Source organism: Gaoshiqia sp. US2 (assembly GCF_059705485.1).
Genome location: NZ_AP048550.1, coordinates 1,198,145 through 1,215,060, shown reverse-complemented (window position 1 = coordinate 1,215,060; position 16,916 = coordinate 1,198,145). Strand labels below are relative to the sequence as shown.

Annotated in this window: 16 protein-coding genes and 1 pseudogene; 5 read left to right on the top strand and 12 right to left on the bottom strand. The window is 42.3% G+C overall.

Annotation, left to right across the window (positions count from 1 at the left end):
• Nucleotides 1-99: 99 nt before the first annotated feature.
• A complete protein-coding gene (locus tag AC6H3C_RS04690) occupies nt 100-1,404 on the bottom strand; it encodes a DUF2851 family protein (protein WP_497519522.1) in 1,305 nt (434 codons plus the stop codon).
• Nucleotides 1,405-1,619: 215 nt separating this feature from the next.
• Here AC6H3C_RS04690 and AC6H3C_RS04685 point away from each other — a divergent pair, with 215 nt between their 5' ends.
• The gene (locus AC6H3C_RS04685) at nt 1,620-3,371 is read left to right on the top strand and encodes an ArnT family glycosyltransferase (protein WP_497519521.1); all 1,752 of its coding nucleotides are present in this window, start codon (nt 1,620-1,622) and stop codon (nt 3,369-3,371) included.
• 23 nt (nt 3,372-3,394) lie between these two features.
• On the opposite strand, the pseudogene AC6H3C_RS04680 reads toward AC6H3C_RS04685, so the two are convergent.
• The 3 genes and pseudogenes from AC6H3C_RS04680 to AC6H3C_RS04670 form a co-directional block, all read right to left on the bottom strand.
• Nucleotides 3,395-4,024: pseudogene (locus AC6H3C_RS04680) on the bottom strand (helix-turn-helix domain-containing protein); the annotation flags it as partial.
• Nucleotides 4,025-4,176: 152 nt separating this feature from the next.
• Nucleotides 4,177-4,371, bottom strand: a complete 195-nt coding sequence (locus AC6H3C_RS04675; RefSeq protein WP_497519520.1) for a hypothetical protein — start codon at nt 4,369-4,371, stop codon at nt 4,177-4,179.
• Between the two features lie 71 nt (nt 4,372-4,442).
• Complete coding sequence (locus AC6H3C_RS04670; protein WP_497519519.1) at nt 4,443-4,892, bottom strand: SRPBCC family protein; 450 nt, start codon at nt 4,890-4,892, stop codon at nt 4,443-4,445.
• 600 nt (nt 4,893-5,492) lie between these two features.
• On the opposite strand from AC6H3C_RS04670, the gene AC6H3C_RS04665 reads away from it, so the two are divergent.
• Nucleotides 5,493-6,014: a DedA family protein gene (locus AC6H3C_RS04665; RefSeq protein ID WP_497519518.1), complete on the top strand. Its 522-nt coding sequence runs from the start codon at nt 5,493-5,495 to the stop codon at nt 6,012-6,014.
• A gap of 58 nt (nt 6,015-6,072) precedes the next feature.
• Here AC6H3C_RS04665 and pyrF read toward each other — a convergent pair whose 3' ends face one another.
• The 3 genes from pyrF to AC6H3C_RS04650 form a co-directional block, all read right to left on the bottom strand.
• Nucleotides 6,073-6,906: an orotidine-5'-phosphate decarboxylase gene (gene pyrF / locus AC6H3C_RS04660; protein ID WP_497519517.1), complete on the bottom strand. Its 834-nt coding sequence runs from the start codon at nt 6,904-6,906 to the stop codon at nt 6,073-6,075.
• Nucleotides 6,907-7,031: 125 nt separating this feature from the next.
• On the bottom strand, nt 7,032-8,117 hold the full coding sequence (prfA, locus tag AC6H3C_RS04655) for a peptide chain release factor 1 (protein WP_497519516.1): 1,086 nt from the start codon (nt 8,115-8,117) through the stop codon (nt 7,032-7,034).
• Between the two features lie 128 nt (nt 8,118-8,245).
• A complete protein-coding gene (locus tag AC6H3C_RS04650) occupies nt 8,246-9,412 on the bottom strand; it encodes an AIR synthase related protein (RefSeq protein ID WP_497519515.1) in 1,167 nt (388 codons plus the stop codon).
• A 268-nt stretch (nt 9,413-9,680) separates the two neighbouring features.
• Here AC6H3C_RS04650 and AC6H3C_RS04645 point away from each other — a divergent pair, with 268 nt between their 5' ends.
• The 3 genes from AC6H3C_RS04645 to AC6H3C_RS04635 all read left to right on the top strand — a co-directional run bounded on the left by AC6H3C_RS04645 (nt 9,681) and on the right by AC6H3C_RS04635 (nt 12,056).
• Nucleotides 9,681-10,766 (top strand): ISAs1 family transposase, encoded by a 1,086-nt coding sequence (locus tag AC6H3C_RS04645; protein WP_497521250.1) that lies wholly within the window; start codon nt 9,681-9,683, stop codon nt 10,764-10,766.
• Nucleotides 10,767-10,891: 125 nt separating this feature from the next.
• A complete protein-coding gene (locus tag AC6H3C_RS04640; RefSeq protein WP_497519514.1) occupies nt 10,892-11,185 on the top strand; it encodes a DUF4134 domain-containing protein in 294 nt (97 codons plus the stop codon).
• A 160-nt stretch (nt 11,186-11,345) separates the two neighbouring features.
• Nucleotides 11,346-12,056 (top strand): response regulator transcription factor, encoded by a 711-nt coding sequence (locus AC6H3C_RS04635; protein ID WP_497519513.1) that lies wholly within the window; start codon nt 11,346-11,348, stop codon nt 12,054-12,056.
• 9 nt (nt 12,057-12,065) lie between these two features.
• Here AC6H3C_RS04635 and AC6H3C_RS04630 read toward each other — a convergent pair whose 3' ends face one another.
• The 5 genes from AC6H3C_RS04630 to AC6H3C_RS04610 are packed head-to-tail and all read right to left on the bottom strand — an operon-like array spanning nt 12,066 to nt 16,916.
• The gene (locus tag AC6H3C_RS04630; RefSeq protein ID WP_497519512.1) at nt 12,066-12,908 is read right to left on the bottom strand and encodes an HAD-IIB family hydrolase; all 843 of its coding nucleotides are present in this window, start codon (nt 12,906-12,908) and stop codon (nt 12,066-12,068) included.
• A complete protein-coding gene (locus AC6H3C_RS04625; RefSeq protein WP_497519511.1) occupies nt 12,901-14,268 on the bottom strand; it encodes a DUF5690 family protein in 1,368 nt (455 codons plus the stop codon). Before AC6H3C_RS04625 ends, AC6H3C_RS04630 begins: the two co-directional genes overlap by 8 nt.
• Nucleotides 14,269-14,272: 4 nt before the next feature.
• Complete coding sequence (locus tag AC6H3C_RS04620; RefSeq protein WP_497519510.1) at nt 14,273-15,031, bottom strand: hypothetical protein; 759 nt, start codon at nt 15,029-15,031, stop codon at nt 14,273-14,275.
• 6 nt (nt 15,032-15,037) lie between these two features.
• Entirely contained in the window at nt 15,038-16,189 is a 1,152-nt protein-coding gene (locus tag AC6H3C_RS04615; protein WP_497519509.1) for an alpha-D-ribose 1-methylphosphonate 5-triphosphate diphosphatase, read from the bottom strand.
• A gap of 10 nt (nt 16,190-16,199) precedes the next feature.
• Nucleotides 16,200-16,916: a phosphonate C-P lyase system protein PhnL gene (locus AC6H3C_RS04610; protein WP_497519508.1), complete on the bottom strand. Its 717-nt coding sequence runs from the start codon at nt 16,914-16,916 to the stop codon at nt 16,200-16,202.

Sequence of the window (16,916 nt, the reverse complement as noted above, 5' to 3'; positions counted from 1 at the left end):
CAATAACAACGGCTTAAAATTAATTTCTCAAAAATCTGCGCAAAAGTAATTAAAATTCTTTGAATGTCAAGTTTTTATCCGTCTATTTTCTTCTTTGTCTTATGCCTGACCCGTTGTCTCTTCCACCTCCCGACTGCCTGCGCTGATCAGCTTGGTCCCCACGGTGCAATGTAAGCAATTTTTATGATCGCAGTAGTTGTTTTTCAACTGGATCAGTGCCTGTGTATCAAAGGCGGAATGCACCTTTGCTCCGGTTTTGATCCAATTGGCGATGATTGAATTATGCTCGGAAGAAAGCTGTTCCAGGTATTCAAGTGATAAATCTTTTAAATCCTGCCTGTTGTGATGGTCGCCGTAAACAAACAAAAAAGGCGCCAGGGTATTGGTCACAATGTTGTAAAACGACGACTCGCCCAGGTGTTTAACCCTTTTTGCCGACACTTTATTAAATCGGTAATGTTCTGTCCAGTAATCTGATGCCTGCACCATGAACAACTGTTTGATTTCGCTCAGATCGGTTAGCTCCATCAGTTTCGAAAACAAGGAGGAAGACTGATGAATGAGGCGGGAAAACTGGGCAATCCGGATGGTCGGAAAATTCACCGGGCGTAAACGCAGAAACTTCCACAAGTGGCCTTCCATCGGTTTCAGCTTGTATTTTTTGTACAAAAACGCATATTCATTTCGCAAGGCCAGAAAATACTCATCCCCGATCAGCTCCTCATTGAGCAGGCCCGATGTTCCGAACAACAGCGATTCGATCTGAAACAGGTCATTCTTGTGTTTTGCCAGCACGTGCAGGGGGACAGCCTTTGCCAACAGTTCAAACGGCAGGCTGTTGGTTTTGAATCCAAAATTCCGGGCTAAAAACTGGTAAAATGTCTCATTCCAGTCGTTCTTGTTTTGCGCCAAACGTTGTAAAATCTCCGTTGTTTTTTGCTGAAGGCGTTCTACCATCAGCGAATGATACCAGATTTGCATCGTCATCTCATCCATCCGGTGAAACCGGTCTGCACAGGCAATCCAGCCTTTCGACCTGAGCAAGTCTGAATAATTGGTTTCAAGCTGTTTATTATACGGCAACACCAGGTTCATCACCGGTTGACCTTTCGAGTTTTTCACGCTCTGATCGTCTACACAAACCACATGCAGGATCACATTATCGTAGGCAGCATCCAACTCATGCGTGTGCCGGTACCAATCCGATGCTTTTTGATGAATTTCAATATTTCCGGCCCAAACCGTATCATCAATCTGAAGGCGGGCGTTGAAAAAATCGGGCCCGGCATCGGTATTCAGCATCCCGGTGGACAAAACCTGAACCGGAACGCCGTTTGTTGTTTGCATTTCGGCAGGATCGAACAAACGGTGTTTCCAAACGAAGTGTAAAAAGTCCTCATTCATAGACAGGTCATTTATCCGCTTCTTAAAATTACAAAAAAAATTCTTGTGGTGTCTCTTTATTCTGGAATCTGAACGCCCACCGCCGGACAGGCTGCATTCTTATTGATTTTCTGCTGATAAATAACTACTTTGTAACATTTCTGTGAGCGCTTTTTAATCTCTGATCCGGATTTTTATACCAGTCTTTAAGTGCAAACCAAATAAACTGAATTAATATGGCTTTAAGAAATAACATACCGCTCAAATATTGGCTGACGGGGCTGGCCCTGCTTCTGGTATATATTGCCGGGCTCCGGTTTGATTTGGTGATTGATTCCGGGAAATATGCAGCCGTCAGTAAAAACATACTTGAATCGGGCGATTTAATTCACCTGAAGGTATTTGATGAACCGTATGACCAGAAACCCCCGTTCATGTTCTGGCTTGGTATGCTTTCATTCAAACTGTTTGGCTTGTCCAATTTCGCGTTTAAACTTCCGACTTTTTTGTTCACCCTTTTCGGGACTTATGCAACCTACCGGTTAGGTGCAGCGCTTTACAATAAAGGGACGGGCACAATAGCGGCAATCATGCTGATCAGTTCGCAAGGCATGTTGCTTTATAACAACGACACCCATACCGACGTTATCCTGTCCATGTGCATCATCATCGCGCTGTGGCAGCTTTACCTGTTCATCAGCAAAGGGAACAGGTGGAATTACCTGGCCGGGTTTATTTTTATTGGTTTTGCCGTTATCACCAAGGGGCCGGTGGGGTTGGCGGTGCCGGTTTTTGCGATCGTGTCTCACATCCTGGTCACAAAAAAGTACCGCCTGCTTTGGCCTTTGCCATGGTTGCCCGGGCTGATAATCGTGGCCCTGATTGCAGCCCCGGCTCTGGCGGGGCTTTATCATCAATTCGGGGCCGGCGGGCTGAAGTTTTTCTTTTGGACCAACAACGCAGGGCGCATTACCGGAGCTTATACCGGGAACAACAGCGATCCTTTATTTTATTTGCACACGTTCGCCTATTTGTTCCTGCCATTTTCAATATTGGCTTATTTTGGGGTTTTCCAGGAGATCAGAAGGTGGATATTGGCAAAATTTTCGTTTTCAGGGGCAAAAGAAGGCCTGACCCTGGCAATCCCCCTGTTTTTGGCCATCCTGTCCGTATCAAAAATGAAAAGCCCCCATTACATGCTGCCGGTAATTCCGCTCATGGCCATCATCGCGGCAAAGTGGACGGACAAAGTCATTTCCGGCAAGGTTTTTTCTTCCAAAACATCCAAAACACTTGTCGTTTTCCAACACATCGCCTTGGCCTTGCTGGTTGTTGGTTCGCTGCTGATGCCCACCGTGTTTTTCCCTTCCGGCAATCTGCTGTTATGGATTTCCGTCATTTTCCTGCTGGGGGCGTTGGTTTACGTTACAAGAAAATCAGCGTCGGTTGCAGAAAAGCTTATTCACGTTCCTGTGATGGCAATTATTTTTGTCAACCTGATCCTAACGGTTCATTTTTTCCCTGAAATTTTCAGGTACAACGCAACCCCCATTGCCACCCGCGATTTCAACGCTGCGGGATCAGAAAACGCCACCTTGTTCGTGATGAACAACATGGACTATGAAATTGGTTTTTATGCCAAAAATCAACCTTTGATTGTCACAGACTCAACCCTCGCAATACTGGAGTTGGCCGGAGAACCCTGGGTTTATACGGACAGCACCGGGGCAGTCCTGGTAATTGATGAATTTCCCGGATCCGGCATCTTTAAACAGTACAAGTACAGAAGGGTATCCAAGGTTGGGCTGAAATTTTTATTGCCGTCCCATAGGACAAACGAACTAAGCGACATGTACCTCCTGAAAGTTGAAAAGTCGTCAATGGTGACAAACACCGGCTTGTCAGGATTTGCAGGTAAATCGCTTAATGAGGCCGGATCGGACAGCATAGCCGGTCTGTCCGTCAACCGCCCGGACATACCTTGGTGAATGGAATTTACATCAAACCCTGCTTCATAACATACATCTATTGGTTTCGACTTACTTTGCGTTAAACGGTAATGTGCCAGTTCAAGCCGTTTTTGCGTGAGCCATCGTTGCGGGGTATTATTAAAAGCTTTCTTAAAGTCCCTTTTAAAGGTCGTCAAACTCCGGCCGGTCAGATAACCAAACTTTTGCAGTGGAAGATTATACAGGAAGTTCTTTTCCATAAAACTAACGATATCAACCTTACCAGGTTCTTCAAAGTTTGCCAATATATGGTCTATCCCGGGATCAATACTTCTGAGGATGCTGATCGCCTCGGTTATTTTTAACGAAGCAATTTCTTCGGGGACATCGTTCATGTCAAAATAAGGGATCAAAGAAGACAGGCAACTCTGCAACAACGGATGATTGTTATAGCATAAGATCCGGGGTGAAACTGCAGGGACATGATTAACCGTTCGTTTAGCGTAAAATTCTCTCAGCCTTGCCGTAGAGAGGTGCATGACCACTGTTTTATGAGCTTGCCCGTTTTTAGGGTAGTTGATGATAGTAGCCAGCTGATTCCTGGGGATTAAAAAAATATCTCCTGTTTTAAAATAACAGGTCGCATCTGCCTGCACAATTTTCGTTTCTCCTGAAATGAACCAGACAAGCATATGATGGTCAAACAGAATGTCCGACTTGACAAAGTTATACTCGTACGAGGATAACTTTATGTCTTCGGTGATATATTTTGCCTTATACTCCATGTGTAAATTTGAAGCCGACAAAACAAAAATAGCAATAATCATTCACCTGACGTTTATGATTACTGAATATCGAACGCGATCCCGGTCAGTTTTTCGCTTAATGCCCACAATTTTTTGGCATTCGCTTCATCCAGGGAGTAAGGTTTCACTCCGGCCGAGATAACCTGTCCGCGGGCCAACTCTGCCACATCGCCGTCTTCGCAGTATACGCCTCCATTTACTTTGTTTAAAAGGTCATCAATAAGAAAATTCATAAAAAAAGCCTTCCGGCAGCTAACAGGAAGACTTCTTTCAGCGGCACCCACCAGAAAGTACAAAATATCGATCACGCATCCGGTATTTCAGGCTCCACCAGCCTCATCAGTTTATCCAGCGATTCCTGCCAGCCCAGGTAGCACATCTCTGCATGAATAACAGCGGGGATTCCTTCTTGTGTGATCTTTATATCTGTGCCGGCAGAAACTTTCCGGAGCCAAACCGTGGTCATCATTTCACCCGGCAGATTCGGGTCGTCAAACCGATCGGTGTATTTCAAAAATTCATTGGGTTTGATCTCAACATATTTCCCGCCGAATGAATGGCTGTTACCTGTCGAGAAATTCTGAAACGACATGCGGTAAGAACCACCTTCCCTGACATTCATTTCATGTACGGTACAAAGAAAGCCATGCGGCGGTAACCACGAAGCAATCGCCAATGGATCGGTGAACGCACGGTACACCTTTTCGGGTGAGGCTTTAAAAACCCGGTGTAAAGAAACATTGTTGTCTGTCATAACCATCATTTTTGTATTCCTACTCGTTTGGCTTTTCGGTTCCTCCCGTTTTTTGCAATGGTTGCTGCTCCACTGTCGTACCATCTGTTTTGGCGGCTTTGACCATACAAAGTTCAGCAAATTGGTTAACGCTCAGGGGGTGGACATACGTCAAAATAACAGGCGGGATACGACAATATCCCGTTTCGCCCGGGAGCAGAGCTTCAGGCGTATCCGTGCGGAGCTGACTCAGAATCCTTCTATTGCCGGCTATGTGTTTTAAATTAAGAGTTCATAAATTTTATTCGATAATACCCGCCATAATCGTGAGAACCTGAAAAAGCCCGGATAATCATAGCTGTAAAGAATCCGGCTGCGTTGATTTTCAATCGACGATTGTGCAAATGCGCGGTTACAAACCACGCCACCCCAGTATTTATCAATCACCACCCGGATGAAGAACGGCTCACTATCCAGACGGTGAGCGATTCACTAGCCTAATGATGAACGATTCACCGGCAGGGAGGCAAAAACGACGGTGGAGAAAAGAAAAATATTTCAGGCAATCGGTTTGTTTTCCGGTAAAAGCGTTTAAATTTATTAAAACCAAAGTCTTTCACTATGTACCGCCGAATTAAATTTAAACAAGCGATTCTTCTTGTCATCCTATTTATACTTGCAATCGTCATTGCATCGATGACCATTGGAAAAGACATTTATTACGGCACCGCCGAAAGTATCAGTTCTTTTGCGATTGTCAACTTTTCGGGTTACTTGTTTTTTCTGATCATGCCGGTTGAACTGGCTTTTATTTATTACCTGCATACCGACCTGAATATTTACCTCCTGAATATCGTAGCCATCGGCACGGCCATCGGGTCGCAAATGATCGACTACCTGATTGGACGATTTTTCAGCAAGCGGATTATCGACCGGCTGATCGGGCGCCGCCGTTACAACAAAGCAGAAGCGGAAATCAGGAAATACGGAAACATTGCCATTTTCGTGTTCAACCTGCTGCCACTTTCCTCCCCGGTTATTTTGCTGGCCGCCGGCATGTTGAAGCACCGGCTGAAAGAAGCTCTTCTGTACAGCTTACTGGGCTTGTTTCTGAAATATGCGTTAATGAGCTTGATGTTCTGAAACAAAAAGACCGGAATTCGAACAAAACTCCGGGCCTCAAATCGTTGATGATCTGTTTTTACAATAAGTCGGCTTCAAGCAACAACTCTTCCATATCAACCTGGACATCCATCGCCGCTTCGCGCGCTTTCTCGGCGAAATCAGTATCGGGCGACGCATAAATAATCGCCCGCGACGAGTTTACCAGCAATCCGCATTGATCGTTCATGCCGTATTTCGCCACTTCTTCCAGACTACCACCTTGCGCACCGACACCCGGCACCAGCAAAAAGTGATCGGGAACGATTTCCCGGATTTCTTCCAGTTTTTCGGCTTTGGTTGCTCCCACCACAAACATCATATTATCAACAGTTCCCCAAAGTTGCGACGTTTTCAGCACCGACTCGAACAACATTTCGCCGGTTTCGTCATTTCTAATAAACTGAAAGTCAGCAGCGCCTTTATTTGAAGTTAAGGCCAGCAGGATGACCCATTTATCCAGGTAGGTCATGAACGGTTTGACGGAGTCTTCGCCCATGTAAGGAGCAACGGTCACTGCGTCAAAGTCCATATGGTCGAAAAAGGCCCGGGCATACAGGTTCGAGGTATTCCCAATATCGCCCCGTTTGGCATCGGCAATAATGAATTGCTCGGGATATTTTTCGCGGATGTAATGCACTGTTTTTTCAAGGCTTTCCCATCCGGCTACTCCCAGGCTTTCGTAAAACGCCAGGTTGGGCTTATAGGCTACGCATAGATCCTGTGTCGCATCAATAATTTCTTTGTTGAAGGCAAATACCGGATCGGAGGTTTCTTTCAGGTGTGCCGGTATTTTCAACAGATCGGTATCCAGTCCGATACACAGAAAGCTTCGTTTCTGCCTTATTTGTTCGAATAATTGTTCTTTGTTCATGGTAATCGGGTCGTTGCGGCTGGTTGATATCTTGCCTCAGGCTGCGTCAGACTGAATTTATTTCAGCGTCTTCCGGACAGATCGCAAAACCAATTCGGGATGACTAATTCCAACCAGGCCAATATTTAAATTTCGGCTTCTTTTAATTTTTCAGCGTTTTCTTCGATTTGCAGTTTTTCGATGATTTCGTCGACATCACCCCCAATAATGGCCTGCAGGTTATACAGGGTGAGGTTGATGCGGTGATCGGTTACACGTCCCTGCGGCCAGTTGTAGGTGCGGATTTTGGCCGAACGATCGCCGGTTGAAACCATGGTTTTCCGTTTCGAAGCAATTTCATCAATATACTTCTGGTATTCCATGTTGTAAATCCGCGTACGCAACTCGGTCATGGCCTTAGCCAGGTTTTTCAGCTGCGATTTTTCGTCCTGGCAGGTGACTACGATTCCGGTAGGGATATGCGTGAGTCGGATCGCGGAATAGGTGGTATTGACCGATTGCCCCCCGGGACCCGACGAACAGTAGGTATCCTTTCGGATATCGCTTTCCTTCAGCTCAACATCAAACTCTTCGGCCTCGGGCAACACGGCCACCGATGCTGCCGAGGTATGCACCCGGCCCTGGGTTTCGGTTTGCGGCACCCGCTGTACCCGGTGTACGCCTGATTCGTATTTCAGCACGCCGTAAACGCCGTCACCGGTCACTTTGGCCACAATTTCTTTATAACCGCCCGAAGTGCCTTCGCTGATGTTGGTTACTTCCAACCGCCAGCCGCGGCGCTCGCAAAATTTGGAATACATCCGGAACAGGTCGCCGGCAAAAATACTGGCTTCGTCGCCGCCTGTTCCTGCACGGATTTCGAGGATGGCATTTTTTCCATCTTCAGGATCGGCTGGAACCAGCAGAAGCTTAATTTCCTTTTCCTTGGCAGGAAGAAGTTCTTCGGTTTGCTCAATCTCTTCCTTAGCCATTTCGCGTATTTCCGGGTCGCTTTCTTCGGCGAGCATTTGTTTGCCCGATTCGATATTTTCGACCAGACTTTTGTATTCCCTGAAGGCCTGAACCAAAGCCTCTAACCGGCGGTACTCCTGGTTCAGCTTCACATAACGCTTCATGTCATTCATTACCGAAGGATCGGTAATCTGCTGCCCTACTTCTTCGAAGCGGTATTTTATGCTTTCGTATTTACTTAATAATGAATAATCTGCCATATGTTACAGTTCCAAGTTTTCAGTTTCAAGTTCCATCCGGCAATTGCCGGACCGGCGCAGACGGATTCAAGTTCCATGTAGTCAGTTCCAAAGAGTTCCTTCATTCTAACATTCAAGAATCTAACCTTCTAATATGCAAATGTTCCGTATTCAGACTCAATGGTCAGTTTTTTGCCTTCAAAAGCTTCCACCCGACCAACGATCCGGGCATCAATATCAAATAATTGTGAAATTTCGATGATAGCATCAGCCAGTTCAGGCTTCAGGTAAATCTCCATCCGGTGTCCCATGTTAAACACCTTATACATTTCCTGCCAGTCAGTTTTCGATTCTTCCTGAATCATTTTAAACAAGGGAGGAACCGGAAACAGGTTATTTTTAATGACATGTACATTATCCACAAAATGAAGCACTTTGGTTTGCGCTCCTCCGGAGCAGTGAATCATCCCATGTATTTCGTTCCGGTACCGGTCGAGTATTCTTTTGATGACCGGCGCGTAGGTACGGGTTGGTGAAAGAACCAGTTTCCCGGCATCCAGACCGATTCCGGCGATGGCTTCCGTCAGTCTTTTACTGCCCGAATAAACCAGATCTGCAGGCACTTCCGGGTCAAAACTTTCGGGGTACTTTTGCGCCAGGTAATTCGAAAACACATCATGCCTGGCCGAAGTCAACCCATTGCTGCCCATACCGCCATTGTATGCCTTCTCGTATGAGGCCTGCCCAAACGATGCCAACCCGACAATTATATCGCCCGGTTGAATGTTGCCGGCCGAGATCACCTCATCGCGCCTCATTCGGCAGGTAACCGTCGAATCAACAATAATCGTGCGTACCAGATCGCCAACATCGGCCGTTTCGCCTCCGGTTGGATAAATGCCCACTCCCATCTGCTGCAATTCGGCACAAAGTTCGTCGGTGCCATTGATGATGGCGGCAATTACGTCGCCCGGAATTTTATTTTTATTGCGGCCAATGGTCGACGACAACAAAATATGATCTGTTGCCCCCACGCAAAGCAGGTCGTCGATATTCATGATGAGCGCATCCTGCGCAATGCCTTTCCACACCGACAGGTCGCCTGTTTCTTTCCAGTACATATAAGCCAATGACGATTTTGTGCCGGCGCCGTCGGCGTGCATGATGTTACACCAGTCGGGATCTCCGCCCAGTACATCCGGGATAATTTTGCAAAACGCATTGGGGAACAAGCCTTTATCAATATTCTTAATGGCCTGATGGACATCTTCTTTCGATGCCGATACGCCCCGTGCCATATACCTGCTGTCGCTCATAAAACTGGATTCTGATTTCGCGGCACAAAGTTAATATTTTTAGGGGATTTTCTATCCCGCTTTCGGGAGCAACTCAGGGCAAACGCATTTAAGAAAGTTTGGTTTAAGCCATAAGCTCCTGCCGAGGAGCTTGGTTTCCTCATAACTCTTCATTATGTTTGAATGATTAATATTTTTGAAAGGCGGGTTTTGCATGTTGTAAATGGCCCGCCTTTCGTTTTGCTAATATACTAAATATCTGTTGATTAGTTACATGATTGGATAAAAAATTTGCCAGTTTTGCTATATTAATAAGAAGACAGAAGAACAAATTTCAGAAGCATGGAAGAGTTCGCTTTTCCACCAGATTTTCAGCAAGGTGAGCGAACCAAGAAGGACAAACAGGGGTAATTTCCGGCACCAGTTGCATGACATCCTGTTGCTGGTACTGTCCGCCGTTTTGTGCGGAATGGACGAATGGGAGGAAATCGCGGACTTTGGCCTGGAACAGCAGCATTGGTTGCGCAAGTACGGCTCTTTTGTTTATGGCATTCCCTCGCACGACACGCTTAACCGGGTTTTTTCGGCCATTGACCCAGTTGAGTTTTCAGCCTGTTTTTCCCAGTGGGCCAACAGCTTGCGGGCTCAATGCGACCAGGAGGTGGTTGCTATTGATGGCAAGCGCATGTGCAACTCCCATTATTTAACCAATCCGGCGATACACATGGTCTCTGCTTTCGCCACCCAAAACGGGCTGTGCCTGGGACAGGTAGCCACTCAGGAGAAAAGCAACGAGATCACGGCCATTCCCCAACTGCTTTCTCTCCTGGATGTCAAAGGGTGCATCGTGACCATTGATGCAATGGGCTGCCAAAAGAACATTGCCTCGAAAATATTAAAACAGGGGGCCGATTATATTCTTACAGTCAAAGGCAACCAGCCGTCGCTCGAAGAAGGTATTCTGGATACAATCCGGTTCAATAAATCCATCAGTTCCGATGTAGATGTTGATTACGGGCATGGCCGGATCGAAACCCGCGAATGCTCTGCGTACAGCAACCTTGAGATGATCGAAGGCGCGGATCAATGGGAAGGGCTGAAAACAATTTTCCGGATCGATTCCCAAAGGGTTATCAAGTCAACCGGAGAAACTTCCCGGCAAACAAGATATTACATATCAAGTCCGGAAGCCCAGGCAAAACAGTTCAACACCTGGACACGCAACCACTGGGCTATCGAGAACAACCTGCATTGGACTTTGGATGTAGTCTTTGGCGAAGATCAATCCAGAAAAAGAAAAGGTTATGCCGCCCAGAATTTTAACACCATACGAAAAACAGTCATGGCTTTGCTGGTAAACGAGCAACATTGGTAAGCCAGCAAAAAGAGAAAAAGATCAAAAGCTTTACAGAACGAAAAATACAGGGAAACTTTACTCAAAATTTAAATGCGTTTGCCCTGGGGTGTAATTTGCCCCGCACCAAAAACAAAGATACCACTATGACAAAGAAGAAATTTCTGGTGCAGGCGGCTTTTATCCTGGCTGCCGTTTCAACCGCATTTGCACAGGGCGATGGCACCGCCGGAATTACGGAAGCCACCGATATGGTCACCTCGTACTTCGACCCCGGAACCGAACTGATTTACGCCATTGGCGCGGTGGTCGGATTGATCGGAGGAGTCCGCGTGTACATTAAGGGGCAGAGCGGAGACCCGGATACCCAAAAGGCAATCATGGGCTGGTTTGGAGCCTGCTTGTTCCTGATTTTGGTGGGAGTGGAAATAGCGGTTTGAGGGATGTGTGTTGGTTGGATTTTTAAATGCATTGATTCATTTCCACTTTGCGTTAAGGTTTTATTAATCCTTAATAAAGATTAATATAGTGTGAAGCTAATATATTTAATTTATTTGTAATTATCTGTTAATAATTATTCTATTCCTTTACAACAAAAATATGAATAATAAAATCCTAATAGTGGATGATGCAACCGAATTGAATTCCTATTTACGAAAAGAAGGGTATTCAATAATAAGCTATAATTCGACTATTGATGCTTTAAACCACCTAAAAAGAGAAAAACCGAATTTAATTATTTCTGAATGGGAGGTAACGGGTATTGACGGCCTTGATTTTTGCAAATTAGTTACCAGGGACCCTGAAACTGTTGATATTCCATTCATATTATTAAGCAAAAAACAAGAAGAAATTCATGCAGTAACAGCTTTTGAGGTTGGGGTTGCAGACTATATACTCAAACCTGTCAGGATACAAGAAACGCTGGCAAGGATAAAAAAAATATTACGGAAGAATGTGTTATCGAATTATAATAATAATATCAGTACAGGGGCTTCTAAAAAGAATATTCTTGAAATTGGCGACTTAAAATTAGATTATGATCAATACAAATTTTTCTTTAAAGATGACGAAATCGAATTGTCGCATACCGAATTTAAAATTATACAACTTTTGATGAATAACCCGGGTAAGGTTTATACGAGGTACTCAATGATTGAAAAAATTAGCGGTATTGATGCCAACATAACGGAAAGAGCGATTGATGTGCAGGTTGCAGGTTTGAGGAAAAAGCTAAAAGAAGGTAAAAACTATATCGAAACTGTAAGGAACGTTGGATACAGAATGGCTACCTTCAATTACTCCTTTTAAAATTTACTTTTATTTGCCATCTAACCATTTAGTTACTGCATGGGTAAACCCACATTCATCATTTGATTTAACGTTTTCATATCGCTTGGTTAAATCATATTGAGCATTTGCTACTACATATTTGTTTTCTGCCCACTCCAACATATCTACATCATTAAAGTCGTTGCCCAAGACCATAATATTCTTTTTTGATATTTTATACTTTGCGGCCAAATGCGAAATTCCCCTTGCCTTGCAAATACCGGACGGGTAAATTTCGATCCGGTTGCCTCTTTTCCTGTCATCGGCGGCCATTTTAGTAATTTGAAAAAAAGGAAACAGGGATGCTAATCTTTTATTAGCATCCTGCAAATTAAGTTTATTATAGAAAACTGCAAAATTACCTGCTTTAACGGGCAACTCTCCATTTGTAACCGGCTTGGCGAATGGATATACTGCGTTAATTCGCTGTTCGAAATCCGTATTATCCTTATTTTTTTTATAATAGAAACAATAATGATTTTCCGGTGGCGGAGCGGTATAATAGAAATCAGCTTCTTCCATTAAAAGATTTTGGAAGATTATTTCAATTTCATACGGTTTAAAGCTTTTACTTAGATCGAGTTTATTCTTGTTGGTATTAATAATTCCTGCACCATTTGAAAAAATAAGATAATCAAATGGAAACAGTTTATTGTCAACATCTGATTTAAAAGAATATAGCGTTCTTCCGGTAGCAATAATTACCAGATAATTCTGCTCTTTCAACATTTTAAGAGTCTCTATATCGGCATTGTTAAAGGTAAGGTCAGAACGCATTAAGGTTCCATCCAAATCTGTTACCACAATACCATTAATTTTTTTATTAGACATAAGCTTCCTCCAATTGTAATTCTTCTTCTTCTAACTCATTCACTTCAGTTGTTTCTGATTGATCAACAACTTGTTTTATATTTGACTGCTTGAATTTTGTTCCAAAATAAAAAAATGAAACAATCATAAGTACTACTGAAATACCAAACGTCAGGTAGCTAATTTTGAGAAAGAAATTGACCCAACTTGTCATTTGGAATAAAAAATCTTTATAAAATAGTACGGCGACACTTCCTAAGTATCCATAAGCATCTATCAAATAGATAAAATACCCGGCATTCCCTTGCCTGCCCGACACGGCTATAAATCTTTCGAACAATAAACTATGATAGGGAAGAAATACCATATAAAGACCTAACCCAACAAGAATCATCCAAACTAAAGGTGAAGTTGCATTCACAGAATAAGCAAAAGTACTTGCTCCTATAATTACAACACCGGCAAAAACAGTTATTATGTTTATCCAAAACGCTTTCTTATTGTCTTTAATAAACATTAACAAAGCGAGTACAGCAATAAGACCTAACGCTATAGGTAGTTCTGACAAAACAAAAATTGAAGAATTATTTTCAAAACCTAGTTCATTCCAGATTTCGTTAGCAAAATTATCCCTAAAATCCCTGTAAGCTGTAATTAAAAATGACACTGCAATTAATGCAATAAGCCCAACCGAATATTCTCTGAAGAAACTAACACGTTCTTTACGGTTCATGGGAACACGTTTTACCCGCTGCTGTTCATCTGAAGTATCCGGAAGAGGGATGTGCCGGAGCATCCAAACCCCTATCAATAATGGGATTATGAATATAGATGCAGTAAAAAAGGGCATCCAAAAATCACCTACGTTATAATCAAGAATTAAAACTTTCCCGACAGATTTAACAAAGCCTGATGCAACTATTAAAGTAATACTTAAACCTGCACCTAAAACCTCGGTAACACTTCTACCTTCAAGAAAACCGAAAACTAAGCCCCATACCATTCCGAGCGGAAGACCGTTGAAAAAGAGAAAAATAAAGTTGTAAGGGTAAGGAAATGCACCAAACAAAAACAAGGCAGTATGCGATATGCCTACTAAAATAATAATCGTTAAGGCCCGCTTATTATGTGTCATTTCTGATACTACCTTCAAACCAATAAACTTCGAGAGCATGTAGCCCAATACTTGGGTTATGATAATTATTGATTTATAATCCATTCCCCAAAGCGATAAACCTTCATAAGATGCAACGGCGAATGGTTTTCTAAAACCATACATCGAAAAATAGGTTATAAATGCTGCTGTAATGCACCACATAACGAATATTACCTTATTGGACTTGCTTAACCAATTAGTTATGTTTTTATGATATATCTTCATTTGCTTAAATTTTATAAATCGGACTATCAGTGTTTCGTGAAAAGCTTGTTAAATCCTGATAGTTTCGAAGTTCGACTGAATTAATTTGATAATAAGTGTTGGCAGGAGTCTTTTGATTGAGCTTTTCTAAGCTAATCTTCAATTCCTTTTTCTCTTTAGCGGATAACTCTCTACCAAGGTATGCCAGGGTAGTATGGCCTAAAAAAGGGCGTGTGAACCCAATGCCCATCTCATCAAGGTCTTTTAATGAGTACAGTTTTTTCCTAAAATTAAGTATCGCCTCATAATCTTTCTCTGATGGTAGCATGTGATAAGCTACTATACAAGAATTCATAAAGCCAATTCCTGCAACTTTAATCAACAGTCCATTTCCTCGATTATCAGACAACTCTAAAAATGACTTCTCAATTATATTTGGTAAAGAATCATTTAGCCCTTTGCGCTCTATTTGGCTGATATATTTTTCCCCAGACAGTAAATTAGCGATGGTAATATGCCAACTATCTGGATTTAGAATAAACAAACCATACTGTTTTTCAAGATCAGATAAACTATTATACGCATTTATTAGAACCTCTTTTTGTTGGCAGCCGACAGTAGAAATTTCAATCATAGCCATAATTGAGTATCCGGGGTAGGGCAAAGCTCCACATCTTTCATTGTTACAATAAAATCTATCATCCTTAACAACAAGTTCAGGATTGTCATTATTTATTGCACGTGTGACAGCCTCATTATATTCAGTATAACTGTAATCTGTCATCTTACTTTAACTATAATATTTGTAATTACTTGTAATTAACCCTTTATTAAAAGTGTATTCTATTTTAGGCACTCCATCTGTTAGGGTAACTACTATCAAATCAGCATCTTTCCCTTGTTCAATAGAACCGGTACTTTGTTCGATACCAACAGCTTTGGCAACATTGCAACTTGCAAGGTTAGTTGCTTCTATAAGATTCTCCGGTTTATTGCCTGCTAACTTGAAAATTGAATGTAAAATTGAAGGCAAATAGTAATCGGAACAAATGCCATTTATAGCACTTTTTTCTATCCCATCTTTCACATTAAGGTTTCCATTAAGAGATCCTCCACGAAGTATGTTTGTAGCACCCCCCAAAGAACACATGCCCAGCTTAACAGCCTCTAATCCGGTTTCAACATTTATGGGGAATTCGCAAATATTTGCACCCTTTTCATGAAAATGCCTTACTTGTTCCGGCGTGTCCATGTCGTGAACGGCAATAGGAATATTCCGTTCTCTGGCTATATTAAACATTGTCTCTAATTGTTTGTCGGTAATTTTTTCCAATGGGGCTCCCGATTTTTTTGACTTACTTTTATCTCCAATGTTTAGAACATCGTCAATAGAATTTCCATTTTTAAACTGCCCTTGACCAGAAGTATGATCCATAACTGACAGTAATTTAATGTTCCCGGATTCTAAAAGTTCACAGGCTAAGTCATAATCATATCTACCTGTTATTTCAAATCGCATGTGTACCTTATGATTTATTAGCTTGTTCTGATTATTTAAGCTAAACACCTTATGAAACAATTCTTTGCGTGAATACTTGGATTTCATTAAATCCTCGGTTTTTTTAAATCCCATGTATAGTGAATGGTAGGCGGTGGTAATGCCGCAACTGCACATTTTGCGTTCTATTTCATGATATGCCACTTCAATAGGCAAATTAGCTCCCGGACGTGGAATGATTTCAAATTCAAGGGCATCAGTATGTATGTCAATTAATCCGGGAAGAATATAAGAGCCGTTTACGTCTATAACGGTAGAGTTTATGTATTCCTCAGTAATTTCAGTTGAAATGTGTTCGATTTTTCCATTACAGATGTGCAAATTGGCATTGGAAATAACCTTATTTGCCATTACTATCACCGCATTTTTAAGTATAATATTCATTGTACTATTTTTAATAGATTAATTCCTTTTCTTCGATGGTTCCATTAACCAATTCAATCTTTCTGTCAATTAATTGGTTTAATGTAAATTCATCATGTGAAATCAGTATAATAGTTGAACCATTTGCCCGGAGGTCTTTAATTAGATTTACAACTGTTTTTTTTGTTTGTAAATCGAGAGATGCTGTTGGTTCGTCTATTAATAACAGACGGGGTTTGGCAACAAGTGCCATTGCAATATTTACACGCTGCTGTTCGCCGCCACTAAAAGTAGATGGGTAGGCATCCCATAATTCGGGTGGAAGTCCTAATTTTTCAAGTAGTTCTGTTACCTTTTCAATAGCAATTTTCCTATTCTGCTTATTCTTTCTGCGTAATGCACCTAAAACCAAATCAATCGTTGTTTTTCGGGGCATTACATTTAGAAACTGAGAGCAGTAGTACATTTCAGATTTTCGGAGTTGAATAATTTCAAAATCACTTGCTTTTATTAAATCGATCTTTCCAAAATGTTTTGAATTGAATACTATTTCACCATGCGAACATAAATAGGTTCTATTTAAACATTTAATCAATGTGGATTTGCCACTGCCCGATTTTCCGGTTAAACCAACAATTTCTCCTTCAAACACAGTGAAGTTTACATTGCTTAGCGCTTCAATTTTTTTATCATTTAAGATATGTATATTAAAGCTCTTGTATAAATTGTTTACTTCCAGTAATACCAT

Coding starts and splice junctions, on each gene's coding strand:
- AC6H3C_RS04690 (WP_497519522.1), bottom strand. CDS start 1,404: ATGAATGAGGACTTTTTACACTTCGTTTGGAAACACCGTTTGTTCGAT.
- AC6H3C_RS04685 (WP_497519521.1), top strand. CDS start 1,620: ATGGCTTTAAGAAATAACATACCGCTCAAATATTGGCTGACGGGGCTG.
- AC6H3C_RS04675 (WP_497519520.1), bottom strand. CDS start 4,371: ATGAATTTTCTTATTGATGACCTTTTAAACAAAGTAAATGGAGGCGTA.
- AC6H3C_RS04670 (WP_497519519.1), bottom strand. CDS start 4,892: ATGACAGACAACAATGTTTCTTTACACCGGGTTTTTAAAGCCTCACCC.
- AC6H3C_RS04665 (WP_497519518.1), top strand. CDS start 5,493: ATGTACCGCCGAATTAAATTTAAACAAGCGATTCTTCTTGTCATCCTA.
- pyrF (WP_497519517.1), bottom strand. CDS start 6,906: ATGAACAAAGAACAATTATTCGAACAAATAAGGCAGAAACGAAGCTTT.
- prfA (WP_497519516.1), bottom strand. CDS start 8,117: ATGGCAGATTATTCATTATTAAGTAAATACGAAAGCATAAAATACCGC.
- AC6H3C_RS04650 (WP_497519515.1), bottom strand. CDS start 9,412: ATGAGCGACAGCAGGTATATGGCACGGGGCGTATCGGCATCGAAAGAA.
- AC6H3C_RS04640 (WP_497519514.1), top strand. CDS start 10,892: ATGACAAAGAAGAAATTTCTGGTGCAGGCGGCTTTTATCCTGGCTGCC.
- AC6H3C_RS04635 (WP_497519513.1), top strand. CDS start 11,346: ATGAATAATAAAATCCTAATAGTGGATGATGCAACCGAATTGAATTCC.
- AC6H3C_RS04630 (WP_497519512.1), bottom strand. CDS start 12,908: ATGTCTAATAAAAAAATTAATGGTATTGTGGTAACAGATTTGGATGGA.
- AC6H3C_RS04625 (WP_497519511.1), bottom strand. CDS start 14,268: ATGAAGATATATCATAAAAACATAACTAATTGGTTAAGCAAGTCCAAT.
- AC6H3C_RS04620 (WP_497519510.1), bottom strand. CDS start 15,031: ATGACAGATTACAGTTATACTGAATATAATGAGGCTGTCACACGTGCA.
- AC6H3C_RS04615 (WP_497519509.1), bottom strand. CDS start 16,189: ATGAATATTATACTTAAAAATGCGGTGATAGTAATGGCAAATAAGGTT.
- AC6H3C_RS04610 (WP_497519508.1), bottom strand. CDS start 16,916: ATGGTATTACTGGAAGTAAACAATTTATACAAGAGCTTTAATATACAT.